This is a genomic window from Candidatus Competibacteraceae bacterium (assembly GCA_016713505.1).
Taxonomy (GTDB): Bacteria; Pseudomonadota; Gammaproteobacteria; order Competibacterales; family Competibacteraceae; genus Competibacter_A.
Genome location: JADJPA010000002.1, coordinates 356433 through 374915, shown reverse-complemented (window position 1 = coordinate 374915; position 18483 = coordinate 356433). Strand labels below are relative to the sequence as shown.

The following is an 18483-nucleotide window of genomic DNA, read 5'->3' as shown; positions in this document are numbered from 1 at the left end:
AAGGAGAGTCAGGCCATGCCACTCGTCGTCCATTTCAAGAAACCCAGCGATTGGCGCGCCAGCGTCAATATCCATTATTGGGATACGACTCCCGCCATTCCGCCGACGGCGTGGCCGGGCGCGGCCATGACCGCCGAGGGCGACGACTGGTTCAGCTATTCGTTCGAGACCGCCGAAACGGCTAGCCTCGTGTTCAACGACGGCGAGGGACGGCAGACCGCCAACCTGCGCCGCGATCAGATGGGCTGGTATTACCGCAACAGCCAGTGGTACGACGCCAACCCGGAACGACCCGCCGTGCCGGTCATCACTGTGTCGCCGCCGGCGCAAACCTACCTGACACCGCAACAGGTGGTCTTGCAGGGCAGCAACCGGACCGATGTCATCCATTACACCACCGACGGCGCGACGCCGACCGCTTCCTCCCCAATCTATGCCGGACCCATCGAAATCGCCCGGCCGACGACACTGATGGCGTTCGGGATCAATTCGGCCGGCGATGTGGGGGGCATCAGCACCTTCCGCTACACCATCGATCCCAACGCCGATCTGGAACGGCCGACCATCGGCGCGAGCGTCGCCAGCGGCACCTATGAAACTCCGGTCTCCGTCGTTTTCACCGTCCGCGACAACCGGCCCGCGCCGGTCGTGGCCTATTTCACCACCGACGGTTCCGCGCCGACGCCAGCTTCGCCGGTTTACGCGCGCGGCGACGCCACGACCGGATTGACGGGGAATGCCATAGCGGTCGCCTCCAGCGCAACGATTCGTTTTCTCGCCATCGACGGCGCGGGCAACGAAACTCGGCAAAGTTTCTACTACAACATCGGCCCGGCCAGCGCGCCGGGCGACTTCCGCGAGGAAACCATCTATTTCCTCATCACCACCCGCTTTTACGACGGCGACCCCAACAACAATTATTTCTGTCGCGACCGGATCAAGTTCAACGCCGCCACCGGTCAAGCCGAAGACCCGCACTGGCGCGGCGATTTCAGGGGCTTGATCCAACAGCTCGATTACCTCCGCGATCTCGGCTTCACCGCCATCTGGATCACCCCGCCGGTCGAGAATCGCAGCGGCCTCGACTACCACGGCTATCACGCCTATGACTGGACCCGGATCGACCCCCGGCTGGAATCGCCGGACGCCACCTATCAAGACCTCATCAACGCGGCGCACGCGCGCGGCATCAAGATCGTGCAGGACGTGGTGATCAACCACTCCTCGCAATACGGCATCCGCGATCAGGTGTGGGTCGATCATCTGCCGATCAAATACTACGTGCCGCGCGGCTCGCAACCAGGGCGGGTCAACAACGGTCCCTATCAAGGCAACCTCGGCGATTACCGCAACCCCAACCGCGAGGACAACGACAACCCGCTGGCTCCCGCGTGGTTTCGCGAGCGGCAAAGGTCCGACCCGGCGGGCGCGCAACCGCTGGTCGATCCGCGCACCAGCGCCACCGTGCCGAGCCCCGGTTACGACCCCAACCGCTTTTTCGGGGTGGACGCCAACACCCTGAACCCGGAGTGGTATCACCAGCAGGGCTTCATGGCCGGCGGCGATTGGGAAAGCGTGGCGATTCAGACCAAACATCTGGCCGGCGATTGCCTCGATCTGGCGACCGAGCGGCAGAACGTCAAGGACTACCTCATCAACGCCGTCAACCGCTATTTGGATATGGGGGTGGACGCGCTGCGCATCGATACCGTCAAGCATCTTGCGCGCGAGAACCTGCTGGAGTACGTCAACGCCTGGAAGGCGCACAAGCCGGGGTTGTTCGTGTTCGGCGAAAACTTGGTCAAGGGCACCGGCTGGGGCGATTTGGGCGGCGATAACGCGCCGAGCGACCTGCGACCTTGGTGGTATACCCGGCTGGGCAACGACCGCCGCGACCCGAATTCGGGGGGCGATTCCGGCTTCGCGGTATTGGATTTCTCGCTGTTCTCCACCTTTCGAGACAACCTCAGCCGAGGCGGCTACGGCGGCATCGGCGGCATTCTGGGCATGGATTGGGTCTACGGCGACGCCACCCAGCTCGTGACCTTTTTGCAGAATCACGATGTCGGCCCCGACAACGATTTCCGCTTCCGCTTCCGGGGCGAGCAGTGGATGGCGGCGGCGGCCTACAACCTGCTCTGGACGATACGCGGCATTCCCTGCCTCTATTACGGCGAGGAAATCGAGTTCATGAAAGGCGCGCCGCAAGACATCATCGGCAACGACGACACTTTGGACAGCACCGGCCGCGCCTATTTCGGCGACCATCTGAGCGAGCAAGCCATCGCCGTCACCCAATCCCATCCGCTCTACCAGCACATCAAGCGGCTGAATCTGATCCGCCGCGCGATTCCCGCGCTTCAGAAAGCACCGATGAGTCAGGTCAGCGAATGGGGCGGCGGCATGAGCTTCGTCCGCGACTACAACAACGGCGAAAGCTACGCGGTCGTCGGGCTGGCGATGGGCGGCGATCAGGACATCACGGTCGGCAACATCCGAAACGGTGCTTATGCCGACGCCGTGACCGGCAACCGGATCACAGTGTCCGGTGGGAACATCGCTTTCCATGTCCGGGGCAACTCCGCCGGCATCTACGTTTTGAACGGACCGGGCAGGATTGGCGAGGATGGGGTTTATTTGAGGTAGACGTTGGATCGAAAATAAATACATCGCCAAACCTGTTGATTATGCAAAATAAATTTTATGGCTTCTTCATACTTTCTTCCGTGGCTACCGGAATGCTGCTCGCCGGATTACGCGCGTTCGATGTTGATTTTTCAGGCATGTTGGGGCGACTGTTTTTCCGCCAAGCTGCTGCGGGAGAACACATGACCGTCAGACATCCACCCGAGAGCTGGTTCTGGTCGCACGACATCGATCCCGAGCACATCGATGATGTGATGATGCCCGGCTTTTGCCTGGTGCGCTTGTCGAGCTATGGCGCGGGCAGCCGTCGACGGTTTGCCGCGGTGGCATTCAAAGCACCTGGACCCGAGCGGAGTTATGTGACCGATCTTGATGCGGCGGCGGCCGATGCGTATTTGCGTCAAAACGATGTTCGGCTGGTGGCCATCACGGCCGGTATTGATGACTCACAACCGCGCTTTTCGCTGCTGGTGGAAAAAGGACCAGGACCGCGGACTCGCCTTCATACCGATCTCGATGAGGCCGGCGTACAAAAGCTGCTCGACGGTCGCCACGGCATCGTTGACTTCGTTACGTATCGGGTGGCTGGCGTTCGTAAATATGCGGTGATTCTGGAGGAGCGGCCTGAACCCTCATGGTTTTTTACCCAGGTCACGGCGCGCGATCTCGACGCCAAGCTGGCGGCGCTGGATGCTACCTTGCTGCGTTCGCGCGCCTACGTTGCTGAGGGCGGCCAACGGTGGTTCGCGGCGGTCGCCGAACGCTCCAATGTCGGCAAACGAGCGTGGTGGTATAGCGATATCGATGGCGACACCGTCGCCAAACATCTGGAGCGCAATAACGCTTATCCTATCGATCTCGATGCCACGCAAGACGAACGAGGCGTTCGATTTACGGTGGTCATGTATGAAGCGAAGGCTTTGGAGAATGAGTGAGGCTGGCGGGGCTGCTTCAGAAATACGAAGGCGCGGTAAAACTTTCCCTTATGAAAAACTTTCCCTCATGACCGCATCGGAGACGAAACGGGCGCTGCCGCTGGTCTCCGATGTGGTATTGCCAGCAAGAAACCTCGCGTTTCACCGGCCAGTTCCCGCTCACACATACTGCGGTTCCTGGCTTTGATACTGCGGCAACAGGTTGAACCGGGCCGGCGCCAACAAGGCGATCCGATCCGAAATCAACCGCAGGATGTAGTTGTGATCGTGCGCGCGAATCGCCATATCTGGCGAATAATAGATCGCGTGAGGCTCGCCGCGCCATTTGAACCGGCGAATTTCTGGCGAATGGGTTTCATTCATGGAATAGCCCTCGAAGCTAGTGACGGTCATTAAAAATAAGCATTATTCATGCCATTTTATAAGCTATTTCGGGGGTTATTCCGTTCCCGCATGAAGCGTGCTCGCGCTAAAAAGATGCGGGAACCGACGGCGAAAAGGCGATGTTGGCGACCCGAGCAAACCTCTAGCGAGGGTGGGTACGGCCTCATGAAAACACCCGAACGGTCGGCTCCGCGCCTTCAGGGTGTGCCGGGAGGATGATGGGCGGCTGTTTCCAACTCAGGTCAATTTGGACCGGTTCAATTTGCCAAGCGGGCAGCAAAACCGCTTAATTCATGACCAGGGCGGCGGCTTGTTCGCGGGTGAAAAACTGCGTTCCTCTCACGAAACCCGCCATCACGGACGACAGAATCGCAGTGACGCGACCGCCGGCATCGCGCTCCGCCACCAACGCGGACGGCAAGCCTTCCAGCAAATGCATGGGCGCGGGCCGCCCATCGGCAAAGCACGCCCGATACACCACGCCGGTCTGCGTATCCAGAAAGGCCGGCGCAAAGCCTTGTGATCGATTTCCGGCACTGACGCCACCCGTACCCCGAAAAACACGGTTCTGCCGCCGCAGCACGTTGGCGGTCAAACCGACCGGTCTCATCTGTCTGGCTGCGCATTGGGCGCTGGTGCGATGGCTCAAAGACTCAGTGTTCATTGCGGTCTCCGGTGCTGGAAAACGTGCCCTCGACGAGACTTTTGCAAGTAATACGCCAGAACGACCCTATCAGATACGCTAACCGCGATATTAATTTGCAGCCGAAGGAACCCCTTAGCACAGGATTTCCGCCGACATGCCAGCAGAGGCAACGGGCTTAACCGCCGCTCTCGCCCGACGCCAGCGCGCGGTGAGAGCGGGTTTACCTCAGCAGGATTTCAATAATTGAATGGCGCACAGAACCGCCCCTTGCGGGTCCTGTAGCACGCAAAACCGTCCGACCTCCGGGATATCCATGGGCGGACGGAGCAGTTTGCCGCCCAAGGCCTCCACTTGGCCGGCGGTGGCGTCCACATCGTTCACGGTGACGTATACGCCCCAGCTGGGCGGCATCCCCGTGCAATCGGGCGGCAGGGTCATGATGCCGCCGACTTGTTCGCCACCGACCTTGATCAAGGTGTAATTGACACCGGTGTTTGAATCGTCCTCGGTCGTCCAGCCAAACAACGTCCCGTAGAACTGTTTGGCCGACGCCACATCGGTGGTCATCAGTTCGTTCCAGCAAAAAGCGCCGTGTTGCAAGCGAACATCGTCCATCGTCATCACCTCGTGGTTGGAGAAATCGCCGATAAATCTCGAAAAGACAGTGACTCACCTTCGGGCGACGCATCCCGACTCGGCCAAAGCCGATGCACCACCCAACGCGCCACGCCCAAAATTTCAAAATCCTGAACCGCACGAGCGCCGTCGGCTGAACGATGGCAACCAGCCGGCTCCAGGGTTAATTTCCCACCGGCATCGCGGTCCAGACGCCGCAGCACGAATCCGTTCGCAACCGCCACCAACACCACGCTACCCGCCAGCGGCGGCACGGCCCGATCGATCACCACCAGATCGCCGTCGTGCAGGCCCGCCTCCCACAACGCGTTACCATGGACGCGGGCCAGGAAACTCGCCTCGGGATTCCGAATCAGATGAGCGTCCAGATTCAGCCAGCACTCCACTTCATCATCGACAGGCGCGGGAGCCTCGGTCGGCACTGGACCCGCCAGCAACGGCCAGCCGATAGCCGATTCCGGCGCGGCGGCATGATCGGAAACGGGCTGAGGATGGCCTATCCGACCGACAGTCGGTTCAGGAGCAAGAGCCAACATGGGCGTTACCTCCGAGGTGAGCGATAAGAACGAATCAGGCCGACCACCACGCCGAAAATGTCCAGATTTTCGCCGGGTCGAATGATCGGATAACGCGGATTGGCCGGCCGCAGGATGGCAGCGCCGTCCTCCACCGCCAACGTCTTGAGCGTCAGCTCGTTGTTCAGCACGGCCACGACCAGATCGCCGGGTCGGGCGGGAATATCCCGCTCCACCACCGCCAGATCGCCTTCATAAATACCGGCTTCGATCATCGAATCGCCGGTGATCGGAATCAGCGTGGTCCGAGAGGGATGGCGGACCAGCAAGCCATCGATAGAGCAAGCTTCGCCGCCGTCGCCGGCCAACGCCGGCAGGCCAGCCGGAACGGCGGTTTCCGCCAGTGGCCGTTCGAAGAAACGCGCGGTCGGCGTCCAGCGGTTATCGGGCGCGCGATCCAAATAGCCCGCCGCGCGCAAGCGTTCCAGCACCTTGGCCACGCCGTCACGCGAGCTCAGTTGCAAGATGCCGCGCAACGGGCCATACGCCGGCAGGCTGCGCCAGCGGGCGTAGTAATCCTGCAAGCGGGCCAGATAAATCCGATCATCGGAACGTTTGGGCATGAGCGCGACCGTTAGCGTACATTTGTACGCCAAAAATAGGCCGGGAGTCGTAAGGTGTCAAGTAAAACTTGTATCGAGACTGATTTTCGAACGGCGGAAACGCGTCCTACTCGCTCGTGGCGTCAGGCGGTTTCATCGGGAGCGACCGGCTTGGGAAACGACGCTTCGAAAACGACGCGCCCACCAAGCGCACGAGCCGCTTGGCGGAGCCCGCCTGATGAATGTTCTAATACCGCCGCGCATCGCGCTTGTTGATCCGGGCCATGATATCCAAGATGAAATCGCGTTTTTCACGGGCGATTTGATAGAGCACCGTGCGATCTTGCAGAGCTTTCAAGGCGAGGATTAACGGCTCGAAGCTCGCTTGAACCCCTTTGTCCAGCGTGAGAAGAATCTCTAGAAGCTGAGTGCGCAGCGGCGCCAAAGACGCCAGCACGATGGCATGTTCCAAAACAATTTCATGCAAACGCTCTTGTTCGAGCGGAGACGCTTGGCAATAAAGCTGGATGATTTTTCCAAAGACAGCCTCGACCTCCGCGTAGCGATGCTGGTCCGCGAGCAGCGCGCTCAACGCAGCCCAGCCGAGAACGTCTTCCCCATCCAGATCGAGCGCTTGCCGGATGGCCGTTTCCGTTTCCGGGTAGCGGTGCTGAAAAGCCAGCACGCTGCTTAAAGCGAGCCAGACAAGCGGATTGTTATCCTCGATGGCGATGGCTTGCCGGAAGGCCGCTTCCGCTTCTTCATAACGCCGTTGGTCGGCCAGCGTAAGACCCAGCTTTTTCCAGACGTAGATGTTCTTGGGATCAAAGGCCAAAAACTGCCTGCACGCTGCTTCAGCCTCGACGTGGCAATTCTGGCTGTCGAACAAAAAAATCAAATGCCCCCACGCCACGATGTCGTGCGGCGCAAATTTCAGCACCTCGCGAAAGGCCGCCTCCGCTTCAGCCAGCCGACCAAAAATTTCTGACAACAAAAATCCTGCCACCCTGGCATGATCGATCGTATCGCATTGAAAACCGCCCAGTTCTGACACCCGCGATCCGGCGGCGGCCAACAGGCCCGCTTTTCGAAGCTGCTGGTTCACCCGGCTCAGCCAGCCGCTCTCACGCGGTTTGAAATCGAGTTCCCGGCGCGTTTCACGATCCAATAGCCACAGCAATTCAGCCACCGGGTAGCGCCAGCCAAAGCGTTCGATGGGATCGGCCGGCAAGGCTTCCGCAAAATGGCCGCGATCGTCGGCGGCGATCGCATGGCGCACGCAAACCTCGAAAGCCAGCGTGCGATCGCCGGGTTCATCCGCCGCTACCAGCAGCGTGTGCAAATGCGCCAGTTTTTCTTGCCGGTCAAGGTGCGATACGGTGTTCTTCAGTTCCCGCTCCAAGCGTTCCGCCCAATCCTGGTAATCCTCCGAGGTGTAAAACACCTTCATGAACGCCACCAGCCAACGCAACCTGGCTCGGCCGTCACGGCTGTAACGCATCAGGTAATAAATGTTGTAAAAGCGTTCGGCAACCTGATAGCGCTTTTTCTTCTCGGTGCCGCTCGCCTCCTCGATGAAGCCCTCGTCCACCAGCCGCTTGATCTGAGCGCTGATGTTATTGGACGGCTTGCGCAGTTCCTTGCGCAGCTCATCCACCGTCACCGGGTCCCAGCGACGGGCGATGGCATCGAACACGCGCCGGCCCTCCTTGGCCAGCCCCTCAATGCGATGCTTGAAAAACGGCGTGCATTCATCCAGCAGCCGCTCCAGATCGCGCCGTACATCCCCGTCCAAGCCTTCCCGCAAAATGCGATAGCCGAGCTTGGCCAAACGCGGGTTGCCACCGGTGAGAATGCGCAAGGCCCGCACCCGCTCCGGCGCTTTCTCTAGAATCTCCGGCACGGCGGGATCATGGTTGGCGGCCGCCAGCGCGCGCAGCACGGTTTCCAATTCGGTCTGATTGAATCGTTCCAATAAGAACGTGCGGAAAAAATCATGAAAGGGTTGGCCGATTTCGGTGATCTCGGCGAAATAGCTGGCGGCCGTGCCGATCAGCATCAGCCGCGCATCGTCCATCAACAGCGCGCGCAAACGATGCAGCGACGCTTCATCGTGGACGGCGGCGAAGATGTCATTCAGGTTGTCCACCAACAGCAGCGCCCGCTTGCCCGACGCCGCCAGCAACTCGAAAAAACGGGCCTCGGCGCACGCCGCCAAGTCATCATTGGGATGATCCAGCAATTCATCGGCGGCTTGCGGCGAATGGCGCAATGCCGCCTCCAGATGGCGGATCGCCTCCAACCAGAAATCCGCCAGATCACCGATGCCGTACTGCTCCTCGTGAAAGCTGACCGGCAACCATTCGGCGCCCAGCAACGCATCGCCCTTGACCCGGTGGCGGATGGCGCACAGCAGCATGGTCTTGCCCATCCCGCGCGAGCCAATGACGATCAGGTGTTGCTGGGGCTTGTCGGCCGTGTTCTGGCGGATGATGTCCAGGATGCGTTCGAGCAAGCCCTTGCGGTCGATGAATTCCCGCAACAGCCGCTCGGCGCCGAGCGTGGCCGGATTGTAGAGGTTCAGATACGAACCGCCGCGCCGCTCGTTCATACTCGCCCCTTGCGCCGCCAATAGTCCCGAAGCAGATTGGAGAAAAAGACCAAACGTCCGTCGTCGCTTTCGCGCAGGTAGCCATCGTGTCCCAACACGTCGAGCACGTAGTTGAAATCCTCGGGCTCGATGGCGGGCGCTCTGGCCGGGAGTTCGGCTTCAGTCATCCCAGCGGTCGAATCGGCGATGCACCGGAGAACGGCGCGCGCCGCCTCGGCCAGCGGCGACGGGAAGACATCGTTCAGCCGTTTCCACATGTGTTCGGCGTACTGATTGCGCCTGCCGAAAACCACCTTGTCATAAAGCGGCTTGACCTCGGCGACGGTCGTCGGCCGGGGCGTGGCGTCCTGCAATTCGGCGACGAACAATTGGAGAAAGTACGGCCAAGCCGTCCGTGACAGCTTCAGAAATTCCGCCGCCATTTCAGCGGCGAGCACCGCGTCCATGCCGCAGTTGTCGCAGGCCAGACGCTGGGCCAGCGCGATGGCTTCGGCCTCTTGCAACGGCCACAATTCCTGTCGCCGCAGATCGTTGATGGCGTCGGGAAACCCCAACCGCCGCACCACGCTGTCCAATCCGATCGAGCCGGTCAAGAGAAACCGCACCCTGCCGCCGAGGTTCTCTTGCCGCCACGCCCGAAACCAGCGCAAGGCGTTTTCCGCTTCCAGCTCGCCGTGCTGCTTGGCGAACAGATTCAGCATGATCGGGAACTCATCCAGCAGAAACAGCACCGGCCGATCGAGCTGGTTCAGTTCCGTCAGCAGCCGGTCGGCCGAAACCGTCCAGTCGCTTGGCGCCAGCTTGAAAAACCGCGATTCGATACGGGACAGCAAGCCGCCGACTTGCTGCTTCGCCTCAAACCATCCCTGGTGCTCGACCAATGCCTTCGCCATCTGGGCAATCCAATCTTTGGGATGGCTGAAACGTTCCAAGTCGATATAGAAAGCTTTCGTTCCAGCCGAGGATTGTCTCGCCAAGGCTTTCAACAAGCTGGTCTTGCCGGTCCGACGGGGTGCGATGAACAGGACATGCTCGGCGACCAAGCCTCGTCGCAAGACGGTCAGGACATCGTCGCGAGGGAAAAAATCATCTCCCGTCGCGGGGGTACCAATAATGAGTCGCATGACAGCTGCCATCGTGTCATCCTCCAAGCCATCCCGAAGGCCAAAATATAACAACAAATTTATTGCGCAACAATTCTTTTGCGCAAAAGAATTGTTGCGCAATAAATTTGCAACACCAAAAGATGTACCGCGCGGAGGAATGAGGGAGTTAGAGGAACTGGCTACGGAGCAAGGAGTCATCCATGACTCATGTTGGCGAGCGGACCTGATGCTTCGAGAGGTTCACCAGCACAATCGGTCAATGCTGCTCCGCCAAACACCAGGATCGATCCTCCTTGAGAGGCGGTCTAACGAGAGCGTTCTGAGCGGGTGCGGCCACCGAAGCCGTTTCTGATCTGGTGCTAGGCTGTCGACGTAAGAACCATAGCCGCTTCCTGCTGGCCGACCTTGAAGAAGGCCATGAGTTGTTGGAGCTGTTGGGCCTGATCGCCCATGGCCCGGCTGGCGGCGGCGGTCTGCTCGACCAGAGCGGCGTTTTCTTGCGTCGCTTGATCCATTTGCAAAATGGCTTTATTCACTTGCTCGATGCCCAAGGCTTGCTCCCGGCTGGCGCCGGCCATCTCGGATACGATGTCGTTGACTTTTTTGATGGCGCTGACAATTTCTCGCAAGTTCTGACCGGAGCGCTCGACCAACTGTCCGCCGTCCTCGACCTTGGTCACGCTGTCGGTGATCAGGGCCTTGATCTCCTTGGCGGCGTCGGCGCTGCGCTGGGCGAGCTTGCGGACCTCGCCGGCCACCACCGCGAAGCCCCGGCCCTGCTCGCCGGCTCGGGCCGCTTCCACCGCCGCGTTCAGCGCCAGCAGGTTGGTCTGGAAGGCGATCTCGTCGATCACCCCGATGATGTCGGCGATCTTTTTGCTGCTGTGGTGGATCGCCCCCATCGCGACGACCGCCTGATCGACCACTTGGCCGCCTTGTTCGGCTTGCTGGCAAGCCGCGCTCGCCAGTTGGTTGGCTCGCCCGGCGTGGTCGGCGCTTTGTCTCACCGTGCCGGTCAGCTCTTCCATGGTCGCGGCGGTTTGCTCCAGCGCGCTCGCCTGCGCCTCGGTGCGCCGGGCCAAATCGTCGTTGCCCTGCGCGATTTCGGCGGCGGAGCCGTTGACGATGTCCGTGGTGTCGCGCACTTCACGCGCGATCCGCCGCAGTTCCACCGTCATCGTTTGCATCGCCATCAAGAGTTGGCCGGTTTCATCGCTGGCGCTCGTTCTGACATCAACCGTCAAATCGCCTTGGGCGACTTGCCCGGATACCATGGCTGCTTTCTGAATTCGCCGGCTCAGCTTGCCGGCCGCCAGCCACGCCATAACGAGCGTGAGACCGGCGACCAACAAAACCCCCAAACCCGACAACATGATGGTTTGACGCAGTTGGCGGTCCACTTTTTGTTCGATTTGGCTTACGGCGTCGTCAATATCGTCAATATAAAAACCCGTGCCGATCATCCACTGCCATTTCTCCAAACCCGCCGCATAGCTTAATTTGGGAACGGCTTTTTTCTTGGACGGTTTATCGAAGATATATTCCACATATCCGCCACCCCGTTTAGCCTGCTCGATCATTTCACGGACATAGAACACACCGTTAGTATCTTTTAAACTTGAAAGATTTTTACCCTCCAACTCCGGCTTGGGGCGCAGCACCAGATTGGTGCCATCGGGTAGATAGGCGAAGAAATAGCCATCCTTGCCGTAACCCAGTTGCCGCAAAATAACGCGCGCTTGTTCTTGCGCGGCCTTATCGTCGGCCGCCGCTTTTTCATACAGCGGTTTGATGGCTGAAACAGCCGTGTCCACGTAGTTTTTGAGTTCGGTCTCCTTGGAAGCGCGCATGCTGCCGCGAGCCGTTTCCACTTCCTGTCGACCGAGCTGATAAGTCTGATAAATCGCTAGTCCGGTCAATACCGCGGTCAGGATGATAATAGGCAGGATCACCAATAAAATAAGCTTGATTTTGATAGAAATTGTTTTCATGGTATTGACTGATTTTAGAAAGAATTTCAATCACCGCCGGCGTTTCAAGGCGCCAGCCCCCAAAACTGAACGATGCGATAACTCGCACAAATCCCGACCGGTAACACATAGTCAGCTGGAATACCGCATTGCGCTGGGCCTGGACCCGGATCGATGGGCTGTCCGTGTCCCATGCCTTTTATCGAATAAAACTCGACGCGCGGCTGGCCCGCGGCGTCACGATAAACTCGATGCGAATAATCAGGACCGGCTTCTTCCACACCGGAACTCAGGCCGATACCTTGTAGCGCGGTCCACTGCTCCACCAGCTCGCCGGCGTTGTCCGCATCGACCACCCAATCCGAATCGCCCTGCCAAATCGATACCACGGGCCAGCCGTGCGGTTTCACGCCGGTTTCCGCGACGGTTTCCCGGATCGGAGCGGCCCATTGCGCCGGTTCCAAATCTCGCCCCCAAAACTGGCAGCGCAAACCACTGATCAAACCGCTGGCGCAGCCGTAGGGGATACCGGCTACGATTCCTCCACCGGCAAATAGCTCGGGATAAACAGCCAGCAGCACGGCGGTCATGGCGCCGCCCGCCGACAGACCGGTCACGTAAATACGTTGGGGGTCGATGGCGTGATCGGCCTGCATCCGGGCGATCATCTGCCGGATCGAACCGACTTCGCCCCGGTCGCGACCGATCGATTCCGGCTGAAACCAGTTGAAACAGCGTTGGCCGTTGTTGGCTTCTTGCTGTTCGGGCAACAACAACACCAAGCCCCACCGGTCGGCCTGCTGCATCCAGCCGGCTTGGCGAGCGTAATCCAGCGCGGTCTGCTGGCAGCCGTGCAAGGCGACCACCAGCGGCGCGGGCGCGCGCGGCGTGTCAGGTCGGTACTGAAACATCCGCAACCGGCCCGGATTCGGACCGAATTCCGCCACCTCGGCGGACGTGCCGGACCAGGCCGGCGCGGCGGCGAGCGCCAGCAATCCCAAACCCAGCGCGCGGGCCAAACTCTGCGATGACTTGAACATGGGGCGGTTCCTCCGGCGGACGCCAGCGGAAACCGCGCGCTCTCACTCAGTGCTGACGTTGAAGATGCTGACGGCTTCCAACAGCGTATCCGCTTGATGGTTGAGCATGACGGCGGCGGCCGTGATCTTTTCGGCAAACGCCGCGTTCGCCTGCGTGGCCCGGTCGAGCTGCATGGCCGCTTCGTTCACCTGCCCGATGCCCGAGGCCTGTTCGGTGGTCGCGCGGTTGATGTCGCCCATGATCACCGTCACGCGGTTGATCGAGGCTACCATGTCCGCCATCGCTTTGCCGGTCTCCTCGGACAGCTTCGCGCCCGATTCGACCTTGGTTAGCGAGTCGGAAATCAGATTCTTGATCTCCTTGGCGGCCGTCGCGGTCTTTTGCGCCAGATTGCGCACTTCGGCCGCCACCACGGCGAAACCTCGGCCCTGCTCGCCGGCGCGGGCGGCTTCGACCGCCGCGTTCAGCGCCAGAATGTTGGTTTGAAAGGCGATTTCGTCGATCACCCCGATGATGTCGGCAATTTTGGCCGAACTCTGGTTGATGTCGGCCATGTTCGCCACCGCCAGGTTGACCACCTGACCACCTTGCTGCGCCATGCTGGATGCCGACGAGGCCAATTGGTTGGCCTGCCGCGCCAGATCGGCGGTCTGCTGCACCGTCGCATGGAGTTGCTCCATGCTGGCGGCGGTCTGCTCCAGGCTGGAGGCTTGCGATTCGGTGCGGGACGACAGATCGACGATGCCGGACGAAATGTCGCTGGTCGCCTCGTGCATGGCGCGCGCTTGAGCGCGCACGTCCGACACGATGCCCCACAGATTGACGTTGGTTTGATTGAGGCCGCGAATGGCTTGCCCGATGGCGTCGTGGCGGGAGGTCACCAAGCGGTCGGTCAGGTCCGCGCCGGCAATGCGCTGGGCCATCCGCGCCACGCCGTGCAGCGGCTGCGCCACCGAACCATTCAACCACCAGCCCAACATGCCGGCCACCGCCAGACCCACCATACCCAGCACGCCGAGTCGCGCGCCGTCCGGCCCGACCGCGACCGCCGCGCCGTCCAGCCATTGCCAGCGCGCCCACTCGAAACCCAGCATGGCGATCACCACCGTCAGCAGCGCGATCCAGATGCGGGCGCGGACCCCGAGTTGGCTCCAGCCATTGAGCTTGCCGAGCCAATCGGCGCGGACCACATCGCCTCCGTGCACCCCGTGTCGGCTCTGGCCGGACCGTATCGCCTGATACAGCGCGTTAGCGCTGGTGATTTCTTCACGGCCGGGCTTGACCCGCACCGACATGTAACCGACCGGCCGACCGTCCTTGACGATCGGTGTGACGTTGGCTTTCACCCAATAGAAATCGCCGTTCTTGCGCCGGTTCTTGACGGGCGCGGTCCATTGTCGGCCGGACTGCACCGTCCGCCACAGATCGGCGTAGGCCTCCGGCGGCATGTCGGGATGGCGCACCAGATTGTGCGGCTGGCCGATCAGTTCCTCCTTGGTGTAGCCGCTGGTTTCGATGAAAGCCGGATTGGCGTAGGTGATGTAGCTGTCGAGGTCGGTCATGGAGACCAACGCGACATCGTCGGCAAGCTCGTATTCGGTATCGGTGACGGGGAGATTGGTGCGCATGAGGGTTCAACCGGGTTCTGATCGTGTCGGGCAAATGCGGGCGAGCCTGTTAAAACAGTTCGACATCGCCTTCATCCATGGATTGTTGCAAAACGGTTTTGCTTTTCTGGAACAGCCCGGAGCGCTGCATGGCGTCCAGGCTGGCTTGCAGTTCGAGCAGGGCCTTGCGGGTATCGCCGCCGTTTTGAGCGGCCTCGGTAAAGGCCCGCAAGCGGTTGCGCAGCTCCGCCAGCACCTGCTCCTGCTCGCCAAGCTCCCGATCGGCATGACCCAACAACTGACCGACGATGTCCTCAAACTGCAACGACTGCACCGCCAGGCCCACGCTGCGGTCGATGCTCTGGCTGATATCGGAAACTTGGCCGAGATGTTCGGAGATGAATTCGTTCATGACGCCCAGCTTGGCGAACAGGATGTCGGCGTTGTCCTTGGCCTCGATCAAGGAGGCCATGTCGCGCATCGCCATCTGGTTGACCACATCGCGGGTTTCGTGGACGATCTTCTTGGACTGCTCCACCTGCACCCGGATTTGCTCGTTCAGGCGCGCCGAGCTGTGCGACAGGTTGCGCATTTCGGTGGCGACCACCTGAAAGCCTCGTCCCGCCTCACCCGAACGCGCCGCTTCGATGAAGGCGTTCAGCGACAGCAGGTTGGTCTGCTTGGTGATCATTTCGACGTTGCTGAGCAGCGAAAAGGTCTGATTCACCACGTCGGTCATGGCTTCCATCTTGGCGATCACCCCGCTGCTTTGGGCGCTGACCTGCGTCAGGGTGTCCATGAAGCCCTGTAAGATCACCGACATGCCGTCGGCGATTTCCCGCACGCTGGCCCGGTTGGCGCTCCCCCCGCCCGCCTTTTTCTGGGATACCTCCTCGATCAAGGACGCCACCAACTGTTGCTGGGCGCGCGTGTGATTGTTCAAGCCATTGAAACTGTTGCCTAGTTTGACCACCGCATCACTGATGATAGTCTTGCCCCGGCGGATGTCCTCGTGAATCTTGCCTTCCTTCAAGGACAAAAGGTGTTGCAGGGCGATCAGAATCTCGGTCGCGATCCGCGACAGCTCGTCCGATTGGTCGTCCGCCAGCCCGACCGCCCGAGCGCTGATATCATTGACCTTCATCGCGCATGTTCCTCCGCAAAGCGCAACATCTGTCCGGCCACCGCCTCCAAAGGCAGGATCTTGTCCACGCCCCCCAATTTCACCGCCTGGCCCGGCATCCCCCACACCACGCTGGTCTGTTCGTCCTGGGCGATGGTGGGCGCGCCGGCCTCGCGCATTTCCTTCAAGCCCCGCGCGCCGTCATCGCCCATGCCGGTCAAGATCACGCCGACCGCGTTTTGGCCGGCGTTGGCCGCCACCGAGCGAAACAGCACGTCCACGCTGGGCCGATGCCGGTTGACCGGCGGGCCGTCGTTCAGGCGGCACATGTAGCGCGCGCCGTCGCGCACCAGCATCAAATGCCGGTCGCCGGGCGCGATGTAGGCGTGTCCCGGAAACACTTGCTGGCCGTCGGCCGCCTCGCACACCGCAATCGCCGATACGGAATCCATGCGGCGGGCAAACGGCCCGCTGAAGGCTTCGGGGATATGCTGGGTGATGACGATGCCCGGACAGTTCAACGGCATTCGGATCAACACTTCCTTGATCGCTTCGGTGCCGCCGGTGGAGGCGCCGATGGCGATGATGCTCTCGGTGGTCTTGAACGGCCGCCGCTGGCCCTCCCGTTGCAAGATCACGTCGGCCGAATACTTTTCGACCACCCGCATCGGCTGGTTGGCGGCGGGCGGCGGGCGGCGTTCCTGCACCCGAGCGCCGGCCGCGATGCGGATTTTCTCCCGGATTTCCAGGGCGTAATCGTCCAGGGTGTGCGCCAGGTCCACCTTGGGTTTGGTCACGAAGTCGATGGCTCCCAGTTCCAGGGCTTGCAGGGTCACCGCCGCGCCCGATTCGGTCAGCGACGACACCATCACCACCGGCATCGGCCGCAACCGCATGAGGTTGCTGAGAAACGTCAAGCCGTCCATGCGCGGCATTTCCACATCCAGGGTCAGCACGTCGGGATCGAGCTTCTTGATCTTCTCCCGCGCCATATAGGGATCGGTCGCCGAACCCACCACTTCGATGCCGGAATCCCGCGCCAGCATTTCGGTGAGCATCTGACGGACCAGCGCCGAATCGTCGATGATCAACACCTTGATTCTGTCCGCCATCAGCCGAAATCTCCGAACAGTTCGACCTCGCCGCCCTTGCTCTCCGGCCGGCGCAGGTCGTCGCGGTAGGCGGTCTCCTGCTTGATGATGGTTTCGCTGCGCACGTTGCGCAGCTTCTTGACCAGCACCTTGCCGGTCGCGGGCAGGTAGGCCATCCGGCGCGGCAAGTCGCCGCCCACATCCTCGGCGGCGATATTGAGACCCTCGGTGCGCAGATAGGCGCGCACGAAGCTGATGTTTTGCAAGCCGATGTCGGTCATGCCGCCCATGATCCGCCCGCCGCCGAACACCTTGATTTCCAGGTTTTCGCGGCGGCCACCGTACTTCAAGACGCAGTTGATCAACCGTTCCATCGCATAGCTGCCGTAAGCGGCGTCGGCGGTCAACCCCCGATGCCCCGACTCGTCGCCCGGCCGGCTTTCCTCGGGCAGCATGAAGTGGTTCATGCCGCCGATGTTGGCCACCTTGTCGCGCACGCAGGCCGAAATGCAGGAGCCGAGCACGGTGGTGATCATCTCCTGGCAGTGGGTGACGTAATATTCTCCCGCCAGAATCCTGACCACCTCAACGTTCTGGACCGGATCCCAGTAACTGCTCATGTGTCCGAATTCCGGCAGGCGTAAATGCTTCAACCGGTTAGTGGCGCGCGTGGCTGTCGTCATCATCGGTTACCTTAAAGGCATCGTTGGTAGATGGTCTTGCCTAACGGCGCGAACCGTTCGGTCACCTTGAACAGCGATTCGGAATGGCCGACGAACAGATGGCCCTGCTCGTCCAGCAGGTCGGCGAAGCGCTCGAACAGCACTCGCTGGGTCGGTTTATCAAAATAAATCACCACGTTACGGCAGAAGATGACATCGAACGGACCGCGCATCGGCCAGTCGTCCATCAAGTTCAACTGTTTGAACGTAATGAGATCGCGCAGCGCCGAGGCAGCCCGAACCTGGCCGGCCTGCGCCCCTCGGCCCTTTTGAAACCAGCGTCGCAAGCGGGCGTCTGACAAATCCTTGACGCGACTTTCGTCGTAAACACCGCGTTCGGCGGTCGCCAACACGTTGGAATCCAAATCGGTCGCCAGGATCTTCACGTCCCAACCGACCGACGGCAGGGTTTCCCGCACCACCATGGCGATGGAATATGGCTCCTCACCGGTCGAACAGCCGGCCGACCAGATGCGCAACCGCCGGTTGCCGAGGCTCTGCTTGCGAATCAGCTCCGGCAGCAGCTCCTTGGCCAGGAACTCGAAGTGATGGGATTCCCGGAAAAACGAAGTCAGGTTGGTGGTGAGCGCGTTGACGAATTCGCTCATTTCCACGGTATCGTCATGCGCCTCCAGCAGATTGCAATAATCCTCGAAACGCTGCATCCCCCGCTGGCGCAAGCGCCGCGACAGCCGGCTGTAGACCAGCTCGCGCTTGCCATCCGCCAGCGAAATGCCCGCAATGTCGTTGATGATCTGCCGGACCCGCTGAAAGTCCCGATCGGAAAATTCAAACTCGATATTCACCGCACACCCGCCTTGCATCCCTGAATCACGATCGCGTTGGGT

At 60.8% G+C, this 18483-nt stretch carries 16 protein-coding genes; 2 read left to right on the top strand and 14 right to left on the bottom strand.

Annotation, left to right across the window (positions count from 1 at the left end):
• Nucleotides 1-15: 15 nt before the first annotated feature.
• Nucleotides 16-2646 (top strand): chitobiase/beta-hexosaminidase C-terminal domain-containing protein, encoded by a 2631-nt coding sequence (locus IPK09_16675; GenBank protein ID MBK7985232.1) that lies wholly within the window; start codon nucleotides 16-18, stop codon nucleotides 2644-2646.
• Nucleotides 2647-2828: 182 nt separating this feature from the next.
• The gene (locus IPK09_16670; protein ID MBK7985231.1) at nucleotides 2829-3581 is read left to right on the top strand and encodes a hypothetical protein; all 753 of its coding nucleotides are present in this window, start codon (nucleotides 2829-2831) and stop codon (nucleotides 3579-3581) included.
• Between the two features lie 159 nt (nucleotides 3582-3740).
• Here IPK09_16670 and IPK09_16665 read toward each other — a convergent pair whose 3' ends face one another.
• The 14 genes from IPK09_16665 to IPK09_16600 all read right to left on the bottom strand — a co-directional run bounded on the left by IPK09_16665 (nucleotide 3741) and on the right by IPK09_16600 (nucleotide 18459).
• The gene (locus IPK09_16665) at nucleotides 3741-3944 is read right to left on the bottom strand and encodes a hypothetical protein (GenBank protein ID MBK7985230.1); all 204 of its coding nucleotides are present in this window, start codon (nucleotides 3942-3944) and stop codon (nucleotides 3741-3743) included.
• A gap of 307 nt (nucleotides 3945-4251) precedes the next feature.
• Nucleotides 4252-4575 carry a hypothetical protein gene (locus IPK09_16660; GenBank protein MBK7985229.1) on the bottom strand — a complete coding sequence of 108 codons (324 nt, stop codon included), beginning with the start codon at nucleotides 4573-4575 and terminating at the stop codon, nucleotides 4252-4254.
• 261 nt (nucleotides 4576-4836) lie between these two features.
• Nucleotides 4837-5226 carry a VOC family protein gene (locus IPK09_16655; GenBank protein ID MBK7985228.1) on the bottom strand — a complete coding sequence of 130 codons (390 nt, stop codon included), beginning with the start codon at nucleotides 5224-5226 and terminating at the stop codon, nucleotides 4837-4839.
• A 5-nt stretch (nucleotides 5227-5231) separates the two neighbouring features.
• The gene (locus tag IPK09_16650) at nucleotides 5232-5783 is read right to left on the bottom strand and encodes a hypothetical protein (GenBank protein ID MBK7985227.1); all 552 of its coding nucleotides are present in this window, start codon (nucleotides 5781-5783) and stop codon (nucleotides 5232-5234) included.
• Between the two features lie 5 nt (nucleotides 5784-5788).
• Nucleotides 5789-6385, bottom strand: coding sequence for a LexA family transcriptional regulator (locus IPK09_16645; protein MBK7985226.1), 597 nt, complete (start codon nucleotides 6383-6385; stop codon nucleotides 5789-5791).
• 226 nt (nucleotides 6386-6611) lie between these two features.
• Nucleotides 6612-8975 (bottom strand): tetratricopeptide repeat protein, encoded by a 2364-nt coding sequence (locus IPK09_16640; protein MBK7985225.1) that lies wholly within the window; start codon nucleotides 8973-8975, stop codon nucleotides 6612-6614.
• A complete protein-coding gene (locus IPK09_16635; GenBank protein ID MBK7985224.1) occupies nucleotides 8972-10099 on the bottom strand; it encodes an ATP-binding protein in 1128 nt (375 codons plus the stop codon). The genes IPK09_16640 and IPK09_16635 overlap by 4 nt, the downstream gene beginning before the upstream one ends.
• A gap of 341 nt (nucleotides 10100-10440) precedes the next feature.
• Nucleotides 10441-12072, bottom strand: a complete 1632-nt coding sequence (locus IPK09_16630; GenBank protein ID MBK7985223.1) for a cache domain-containing protein — start codon at nucleotides 12070-12072, stop codon at nucleotides 10441-10443.
• Nucleotides 12073-12116: 44 nt separating this feature from the next.
• On the bottom strand, nucleotides 12117-13091 hold the full coding sequence (locus tag IPK09_16625; protein ID MBK7985222.1) for a PHB depolymerase family esterase: 975 nt from the start codon (nucleotides 13089-13091) through the stop codon (nucleotides 12117-12119).
• A gap of 42 nt (nucleotides 13092-13133) precedes the next feature.
• Nucleotides 13134-14720 carry a PAS domain-containing protein gene (locus IPK09_16620; GenBank protein ID MBK7985221.1) on the bottom strand — a complete coding sequence of 529 codons (1587 nt, stop codon included), beginning with the start codon at nucleotides 14718-14720 and terminating at the stop codon, nucleotides 13134-13136.
• 49 nt (nucleotides 14721-14769) lie between these two features.
• Nucleotides 14770-15843, bottom strand: a complete 1074-nt coding sequence (locus tag IPK09_16615) for a hypothetical protein (protein MBK7985220.1) — start codon at nucleotides 15841-15843, stop codon at nucleotides 14770-14772.
• On the bottom strand, nucleotides 15840-16934 hold the full coding sequence (locus IPK09_16610; GenBank protein MBK7985219.1) for a chemotaxis response regulator protein-glutamate methylesterase: 1095 nt from the start codon (nucleotides 16932-16934) through the stop codon (nucleotides 15840-15842). The genes IPK09_16615 and IPK09_16610 overlap by 4 nt, the downstream gene beginning before the upstream one ends.
• Nucleotides 16934-17596, bottom strand: coding sequence for a chemoreceptor glutamine deamidase CheD (gene cheD / locus IPK09_16605; protein MBK7985218.1), 663 nt, complete (start codon nucleotides 17594-17596; stop codon nucleotides 16934-16936). The genes IPK09_16610 and cheD overlap by 1 nt, the downstream gene beginning before the upstream one ends.
• A gap of 11 nt (nucleotides 17597-17607) precedes the next feature.
• Nucleotides 17608-18459 carry a protein-glutamate O-methyltransferase gene (locus IPK09_16600; GenBank protein MBK7985217.1) on the bottom strand — a complete coding sequence of 284 codons (852 nt, stop codon included), beginning with the start codon at nucleotides 18457-18459 and terminating at the stop codon, nucleotides 17608-17610.
• Between the last annotated feature and the right edge of the window lie 24 nt (nucleotides 18460-18483).